Here is an 8,002-nt window from a genome sequence, read left to right as displayed (position 1 = left end):
GCCGGGTGCCGGCCGGCACCGCCGGTCCCCGGGCCCCTGGACGTGCCGGCGTGTGGGTCGAACAGCGCCGCGTCCAGGAAGCGCACCCCGGCGATCCCGTCGGCCATCGCGTGGTGGATGCGCGCGGCGATCGCCTCGCGGCCGTCGGTCAGCGGGCCGAGGAGGTCGAACGTCCACAGCGGGCGTTGATGGTCGAGGTGTTCGGACATCAACTCGCCGACCTGCTGCCACAACTGTTGGCGGGTCAGCGGCGTCTCGGGTGCGCGGCGGCGTACGTGGGCGTCGATGTCGAAGGTGTCGTCGGTGACCCAGCGCGGGCCCTCGGATCCGGACACCACCCGCTCGGTGGCCCGGGGCGTGGCGGCGAGCCGGTCGGCCACGGTGCTGCGCACCTGGTCCACGTCCAGCGGCGCGGGGCCGGGCTCGAGCATGATCAGCTTGAGTGTGTGCCCGGTGATCGCCGCGGACTCCAGGCCCAGGATCTGTGCGTCCTGCTCGGAGAGCGGCTCGCCAGGTTCCGGTGCGGCGTCGCGTTCGGCCATCACACGCGCTCCGGAATCCACGGTGTGGTGCTCTTCGACTCCGCCGGCCATTCACCCGAGCACGTCAGCTTTTCGGCCGCCTCCCGGATGACCGCCCCGACCTCGACGCAGAATTGCCGTGGCAGTGTGAGCTGCGCTGTTGTCGCCAAGACGATTTCGTAGGTGAGCGTGGGTTCGCAGATCGGTGCGTAGCGGAGCCGGCCGTCCTCCAGCGCACGTCGGCACGCTGATCGCGGCAGTACCGCACGGGCCGCGCCCGCCGCAGCGAGCTCACGGATGATCTCGACCGATGCGGTGACGAAATGGGAGTCGATCCTCACGTTGAATCGCAACGCCGCATTGTGCAGCGTGGTCGCGATCCCGGGACCCGAATCGGGCATCACCAGCGGCTCCTCCACCAGCTGGGTGAAGGTCAGCGGCCGGTCGGCGCGCAGGCCGGAGTCCGGACCGCCGACTGCGACGAGTTCTTCGACCAGCATCGGGCGGCAGAACAGGCGATTGTCGGGCACCGGGTTGATCAAGGCGATGTCGATGCAGCCGGCCAGCATCTTGTCGATCAGCACATCGGTATCGGCCACGGTCACATGGAAGCCGACGCGCGGGAACTGGGTGTGCAGCCCCGTCAGCATGGGTGCGGCGAAGATCTCGGCCGTCGTCGGCGGCAACCCGAGCCGCAGACCCCGCTCCAGCCGTGCCAGCGGCGAACCCGCGTAGAGCACGGCGCGTTCCAGCTGGTTCAGCGGCGCGGCCGTGGCGGCGCGCAGCCGTTCGCCTTCTTCGGTCAGGTCGACGCCGCGGCGGGTCCGCCGGAACAGCGTGATGCCCAGTTCCTCCTCGAGAAGACGAACCTGGCGGCTCAGCGCCGGCTGTGCGACGCCGAGCGACTCGGCGGCACGGGTGATCGAACCGTGCTCGGCGATGCGCAGGAAGTACTTCAGCCGGTGGGTGTCCATGACCTCTCCGGTATAGCAGCCATACAAATTCGGTATGCCAAGTCGCCAGAATTGGTATTTCCTGTGACGCGGGTCACCGCCCTAGCCTCGGCAAAGCGGTGCGCACCGATCGAGACGGTTTCGGCCTGAGCCGCACTGCCAGCCGATTTGCGAACGACGAACCCCCGCACAACGGGGGTCGATCCAGCACGCCTTGTGGAGGATGTACATGTCGAGAAAGTCCAGCGCCCGCAGAACCAGCGCCCGGCGAGCGGGGGTGGCCGCGGTCGCCGTGACCGGAGCGGTTGCGCTCGGGCTGGGGTCGGCGACGGCGTTCGCCGCGGGCTCGTCGGCGGACTTGCAGCCGACGATCGATCAGCTGTTGGCCGCCATGGACGCTGCGGTCGACGTCAACACCGATTTCCCGAACATGACGCCGCTCAACGTGGCGATGCTGCCGGCTGCCGCGCAGACGCAGACGTACAAGAACCTGGCGACGCTGCTCAACCAGCTCGGTGAGGTCGAATACGCGATGCGTCAGCCCGAGATGCTGGCGGGGTCGGGGTCCAACAGCCGCATGTACTACGGCGCCAACAATCCCGACAACATCTACCTCACCCAGAACATCGACCCGGCCGGGACCTACGTCCTCACACTCGATCCCGGTCCCGGAACCGTCGATCTCAACATCACCACCGGCAATCTGAGCCTGCTCTTCCCGTCGGCCGGAGGGAACCTGGCATTGAGTGAGATGACCCCCAACGCAGACGGCACCTACACGATCGTGGTCAGCCCGACTCGCCCCGACGGCGCGCTCAACTGGCTGGAGTCCACCGGCTACAACACCATCGCGGTCCGCAACACGTTGGGAGACTGGGCAGCCCCGGCGACTGACGTGACCATCGAGAACATCGGCGGTACCGAGCCGTCCCCGGTGATCCCCGGGGTGTCGAGAACGGGTTTGTCCGACGAGGCGATCGAGTATCTGTTGACCACGCTGGCCGACGCCACGCCGATTTCCAACATGGTCTGGGCGACTGGATACGGCGGCCTGATCGGGCGGGGTCCGGAGAACGACTTCCTGCCCATCACGGGGACGATCGGTGAGGGCTCGCTGGCTGGGCAGGCCACGTCGTTCGGCAGGTATGACCTGCAGCCCGACGAGGCGCTGGTCTTCACGATGCCGGCCGTGGCCGCCGAATACATCGGGGTGGAGCTGTCGAACGTCATCGGGCAGTCGATCGGCTACTCCACCGAGCAGACCAGCTTGAACAACGATCAGTACGTTCCCAACGCCGATGGGACGGTCACCTTCGTCGTCAGCGCGACGGATCCCGGCGTGGCCAACTGGCTGGACACCACCGGCCTGGATGCCGGCAACGTGCTGTTGCGCTGGCAGGCTCTGACCGGGGAGATCCCGGAGACGCCGATCACGGCGGCCGTCGTGCCCGTCGCCGATGTCATGAACCACGTTCCGGAGGGCACGCCCACCGTCACGCCGCAGCAGCGCGCGAGGGTGCTGAAGGAGCGGACGCTGTCGTACAACTACATGCTCAATTCGACCAAGGACACCAGTTGGGTGATGCTCAACCTGCAGATGGACGACCTCGAGGCCGCGATGGGCGCCGAGAACTTCGAGGCCGTGTTCGGTGCGCAGCCGGTGGCACCGTTGTTGGATCGACTCAGCTGGGAACTGCGCCCGCAGTGGGGTGAGGTCGCCTGGTCGGTGCTGACCAACCCGCTGGGCAGTCTGTCGGCGGTTCTCGAGACGTTGCCTCAGGCGGTCAACGACGTCCAGCTGCCCGTCATGCTGGCGGTGGTGCGGACGGCCAAGGTCGTCGCCGACGCCAACGAGGCGGTGGCCGAGGCGTTGCGGTCCGGGCGGCTGGACCTCGCGGTCAAGGCGATCGGCGACGGATTGGGTGGGGTGCTGTCGGTGCTGCACGAGAGCCTGGTCGACCCGAACGCCGGCATCACCGCCGGGCTGTTGAACGCCCGTGACGACATGGCGCTGCAGGTGACCCGGGCCGACGAGTACGGCGTGCCGACGTTGGGTTCGCTGTTGTCGAGCCTGCAGAAGACCGCGAAGGTCACTGTCAGCAACGCCGTCACGACCAGGGCGATGCTGCAGGAGGTTCGGGCCCGGGAGGTTGCCGTCACGGTCGAGGACACCGAGTCGGTCTCGGCGGCCGCCGCTGCCGAGGAGGCAGCCGCCCCAGGCGCGGTGACCGACGGTTCGGCCACCGACGGTGCGGAAGCGTCGGAGGAGGCGAGCGAGGATGTGGTCACCGAGGACGAAGCGCTCGACGACGTCACCGAGAACGAAGCGCTCGACGACGTCACCGGGGACATGGTGAACGAGGATGAAGCGCTCGACGACGTAGCCGACGAGGACCCGGCCACGGAGGACGCGGCCATCGACGACGCGGGCATCGACGACGAGGCCGCGCCGGAGTCCGCCGATGCCACCGACGACGACTCCGGGGCCGCCGACGACAACTCCGGGGCCGACGCGTCCGACGACGGTTCGTCCGACGATTCCGGCAGCGGCGTGAGCGACGCCGCCTGACCCGCACCGGCCTCGTCCGTACCCGCCACGGCGTCTGGTCGGTCAAGATGGACCCATGGACGTCAACGAGGTACTGCTGCCCGGGGTGGGGTTGCGCTACGAGTTCGACAACACCGACGGCGACCGCATCGGCGTGGTCGCCAAGCGGGCCGGCGACTTCGAGGTGGTGCTCTACCCCGCCGAGGATCCGGACATCGCCCAGCCGCTGTTCCATCTCAACGCCGAGGAAGCCGACGCGCTCGCCCAGATCCTGGGGGCCCCGCGGATCGCCGAGCGCTTCGCCGACCTGACCCATGAGGTGCCCGGCCTGGAGGCCGGGCAGGTCGCCATCGAACCGGGCAGCCCCTACGCCGACCGCCCGCTGGGCGATGCCCGGGTGCGCACCCGCACCGGCGCCTCGATCGTCGCGGTGGTTCGCGACGAGCAGGTCCAGCCATCACCGGGCCCCGAGGACGTGCTGCGCCCCGGCGACACCCTGGTCGTCATCGGCACCGAAGAAGGCATCACGCAGGTCGAGCACATCTTCGACAGGGGCTGAAGCCGTTGCACGGTTCCGTTGCACTGCTGATCCAGATAGGACTGCTGCTGGTGGTCCTGACGATCCTCGGGGCCCTCGCGCGGCGGGTGTCGCTGTCGCCGATTCCGCTGTACCTGCTGGCCGGGCTGGCCCTGGGTGACGGCGCGCTGCCGCTGGAGCCGGCGGCGGGCGAGTTCATCGAGACCGGCGCCATGGTCGGAGTGGTCCTGCTGCTGCTGACCCTGGGTCTGGAGTTCTCGGTCAGCGAGTTCGCCGCGAGCATGCGCAAACACCTGCCGTCGGCGTGGGTGGATCTGGCGCTCAACGCGACCCCGGGCGCCATCGTCGGCTGGATGCTCGGGCTCGACTTCGTCGGGATCCTGGCGATGGCCGGCGTCACCTACATCTCATCGTCGGGGGTGGTGTCGCGGCTGCTCACCGACCTGCGCCGGTTGGGTAACCGTGAGACGCCGGCGGTGCTGTCGGTGTTGGTGCTCGAGGACTTCGCGATGGCGGTGTACCTGCCGTTGCTGGCGGTGCTGGCGGCCGGGGGAACGTGGGTCAACGCGGTGACCGGGATCGCCATCGCGATCGCGGCGCTGGCGGTGACCTTCCTGGCGTCCTACCGGTGGGGTCACATCGTCGAGCGGCTGGTGTCGCATCCGGATTCCGAGCTGTTCCTGCTTCGGGTGCTCGGGGTGGCGCTGCTGGTTGCCGGGCTGGCCGAGTTCGTCCACGTGTCCGCCGCGGTCGGCGCCTTCCTGGTGGGTCTGACGCTGTCCGGGGAGACGGCGGTGCGGGCCCGGGAACTGCTCAGCCCGCTGCGTGACCTGTTCGCCGCGATCTTCTTCGTCTCGATCGGGCTGATGGTGGAGCCGGCGGCGATGATCCCGATGCTGCCGCTGGCGGTGGTGCTGGCGGTGGTCACGGCGGCCACCAAGGTCGTCTCCGGCATGTACGCCGCGCGGCGGGAGGGCGTCGCCCGCCCCGGTCAGCTGCGTGCCGGTACCGCGCTGATCGTGCGCGGCGAGTTCTCCCTGGTGATCATCGCGCTGGTCGGCGAGTCGATCCCGGTGATCGAGGCGATCGCGATGCCCTACGTCTTCGTGCTGGCCTTCCTGGGGCCGGTGGCGACGCTGCTCAGTGGCCGGGCCACCCCGCGCCGGCTCACCCGCCGGGTGACCCGTCCGGCACGGTCGGGGCGCGGCCACCGGGCCCACGACCCGCCGCCGGACTGAGGCGGCGCCGGGCTAACGGCGTGACCACGTCTGGCGGCGCGGCTCGGGATGCGGCTCGTCGTGTCCGACGTCGTGCTCGGGGCGATGCTCGCGAGCCAGGCCGTGCGGGTTGGGGCCGTCGTGGCTGCGCAGCAGTTTGGACAGGTGCCGGACCTCGTCGCGCAACTCGTCGATCTGGGCGGCGGTGGCCGCGCGGTGGGCGGAGTCCTCCTCGGAGACGCGCTCGACGATCCAGGACGCGACGGTCGCGGTGATGACACCGATCAGGCTGATGCCGCCGATCATCAGCAACACAGCGATGACGCGGCCGGTGACGGTGACCGGGTATTCGTCGCCGTAGCCGACAGTGGTGACCGTCACGATCGACCACCACACTGCCTCACCGAAGTTGACGATGGTGGCATCGGGTGAGGTGCGTTCGGTTTCCAGAATCGCGAGGGAGGCGACGTAGACCAGCAGGGTCGCGCTGGCGGCGGTGTACATCACCACGCGGCCGCGGATCGCGTCCCCGCCGGCCCGGTGCAGCACCTTCACCAGCACCACCAGTCGCAACAGGCGCAGCGGCCGCAGGAACGGCAGCACCACGATGGCCAGGTCCAGCAGGTGGCGGAAGAACCACCGCACCCGCGCCGGCGCCAGCGTCAGCCGCACCACGTAGTCGATGACGAACGCCAGGTAGAGCAGCGACATCGCGCCGTCGAGCACGTAGTTCACTTCGCGGGGCGGCTGGGCGAGGACCTGCACGGAGTAGACGATCAGGAATATGATCGCGATCGCCGCCAGCGCCCACTCGCTGCGGGACTCCCATCGCTCGAGCCGTTGCGCGGAACCCATCGATCGAAACACACCTTCCAGTTATCGGGGCACAACATGTGGCGCCCCGGGGCGGTGCCGCTGTTGGCCACGGTACCCCGCCATACCTGCGGGTCTGGTACCCGCTTTCGTTCGGGGATCGCCCGTCGGCGCGGGGCGGAAATGCTTTCAGCAAACACAGCACACCGGTCCGGCGGGATGTGTGATGCGTTACTTGGCCGGGCATCGGGCAGGTCGAGATGGGACCGTCGAAAGCAGAACCTCGAAAGGAGCGGCGATGGCGCAGATGGAGTGCCGACGGTGCGGGGCCGAGCGTCCGTCCTGGCTGGGTGAACCGCATCGCTGCGTGGGTGATGCCAATGTGTCCTGGCTGGGGTTCCACCAACTCACCGCACAGGCGGCCATGGCGTGGCGACGCCACCTGCTCGGCGGGCCGTCCTGATCGCATCCATCGGCCGCGTGCGCCCGTTGCAGGGGTCGCGGTAGTGTCAGGGGCTGATCGTTACCAGATTGGAAGCTTGCCCCATGGATCTAGTGCTCGGTTTGTCGATGACTGCGTCATCGGTGCGCTGGGTGCTCGTCGAGGGCGGCACGGGAGAGGGCAGGACCCTCGACCGCGGGTCGCTGCCCAACGATCCGCATCAGGGTTTCGATGCCCAAGCCCTGCTCAGCGCTCTGCTGGACAAGACCGCCGGGCGCCCGCACGCCATCGGGCTGAACTGGACCACTGACGCCGAGGCCACCGCCAGCGCGCTGTGGCAGGAGCTGACCAACCGGGGCGTCGAGAACGTCATCGCGGTTCCCGACGTCGAAGCCGCCGAGGCCCTCGCCCGCGGTGTCGCCGAACTGGCCGGATGCGACCGCGTGGTGGTGTGCGTCGCCGAACCCGACAACGGTGTCGTCGCCGCGGTCACGCCGGACGGTGTCACCGCTGACCGGGTGGAGCCCGCGGCGCTGGCCGATGTCGACGGCTTGAATCCCGACACGGTGCTGGTCGCCGGTTCCGGGGACGTCGAGGGTGTGGTCGAGGCGCTGCGTGAACGCACCGATGCCGCCGTGGTGTCCGCCGACGAAGCAGATCTGGCGCTGGCCCGAGGGGCGGCGATGGCCTCCGAGTCGGCCGTGTCGATCCTCGACGAGCAGGCCGCACCCACCCGTCGCACCATGTCGCGGACCGCTGCGCTGGCCTCGGTGCTGGCCGCCGCGGTCGTGACGTTCGTGGTGTCGCTGTCGATCGCGCTCGGCATGAGCCTGACCCCGAACACCGAGGTGCCGCAGATGGCGCGCTCGGTCACCGATCCGGTCCGGGAGGCCGCTCCGCGAAAGCCGGTCGAGGCGGCACCGCCCGCGCCGGAGTCCGTCGCGCCACCGCCTCCCGCGGCCCCGGTGCC

General features: G+C 69.3%; 8 protein-coding genes. 5 read left to right on the top strand and 3 right to left on the bottom strand.

Annotated features, from left to right (window positions below; all coding sequences use genetic code 11):
- The coding region (locus ACXAID_RS25720; RefSeq protein ID WP_475025011.1) for a wax ester/triacylglycerol synthase domain-containing protein at nt 1-542 on the bottom strand (542 nt) is incomplete at its 3' end.
- Nucleotides 542-1,495, bottom strand: a complete 954-nt coding sequence (locus ACXAID_RS25715; protein WP_475025010.1) for a LysR family transcriptional regulator — start codon at nt 1,493-1,495, stop codon at nt 542-544. The genes ACXAID_RS25720 and ACXAID_RS25715, both read right to left, overlap by 1 nt.
- A 208-nt stretch (nt 1,496-1,703) precedes the next feature.
- Here ACXAID_RS25715 and ACXAID_RS25710 point away from each other — a divergent pair, with 208 nt between their 5' ends.
- From ACXAID_RS25710 to ACXAID_RS25700, 3 genes are read left to right on the top strand one after another with little or no spacing between them, the layout of a single operon-like run.
- Nucleotides 1,704-4,043, top strand: a complete 2,340-nt coding sequence (locus tag ACXAID_RS25710; RefSeq protein WP_475025009.1) for a hypothetical protein — start codon at nt 1,704-1,706, stop codon at nt 4,041-4,043.
- Nucleotides 4,044-4,098: 55 nt separating this feature from the next.
- Nucleotides 4,099-4,581 (top strand): cation:proton antiporter regulatory subunit, encoded by a 483-nt coding sequence (locus ACXAID_RS25705; RefSeq protein ID WP_475025008.1) that lies wholly within the window; start codon nt 4,099-4,101, stop codon nt 4,579-4,581.
- A gap of 5 nt (nt 4,582-4,586) precedes the next feature.
- Nucleotides 4,587-5,798: a cation:proton antiporter gene (locus ACXAID_RS25700; protein WP_475025007.1), complete on the top strand. Its 1,212-nt coding sequence runs from the start codon at nt 4,587-4,589 to the stop codon at nt 5,796-5,798.
- A 12-nt stretch (nt 5,799-5,810) separates the two neighbouring features.
- Here the strand turns inward: ACXAID_RS25700 and ACXAID_RS25695 are convergent, their stop codons facing one another.
- On the bottom strand, nt 5,811-6,632 hold the full coding sequence (locus tag ACXAID_RS25695) for a potassium channel family protein (RefSeq protein WP_475025006.1): 822 nt from the start codon (nt 6,630-6,632) through the stop codon (nt 5,811-5,813).
- A gap of 256 nt (nt 6,633-6,888) precedes the next feature.
- Here ACXAID_RS25695 and ACXAID_RS25690 point away from each other — a divergent pair, with 256 nt between their 5' ends.
- The gene (locus ACXAID_RS25690; RefSeq protein ID WP_475025005.1) at nt 6,889-7,053 is read left to right on the top strand and encodes a hypothetical protein; all 165 of its coding nucleotides are present in this window, start codon (nt 6,889-6,891) and stop codon (nt 7,051-7,053) included.
- Nucleotides 7,054-7,160: 107 nt separating this feature from the next.
- Nucleotides 7,161-8,002: DUF7159 family protein (locus ACXAID_RS25685; RefSeq protein ID WP_475025004.1), on the top strand; the 842-nt coding region annotated here is incomplete at its 3' end.

Source organism: Mycobacterium sp. ABE4_509, assembly GCF_056160785.1.
The sequence above is the reverse complement of the archived record's forward strand: the minus strand, read 5'-3'. Positions and strand labels throughout refer to the sequence as shown.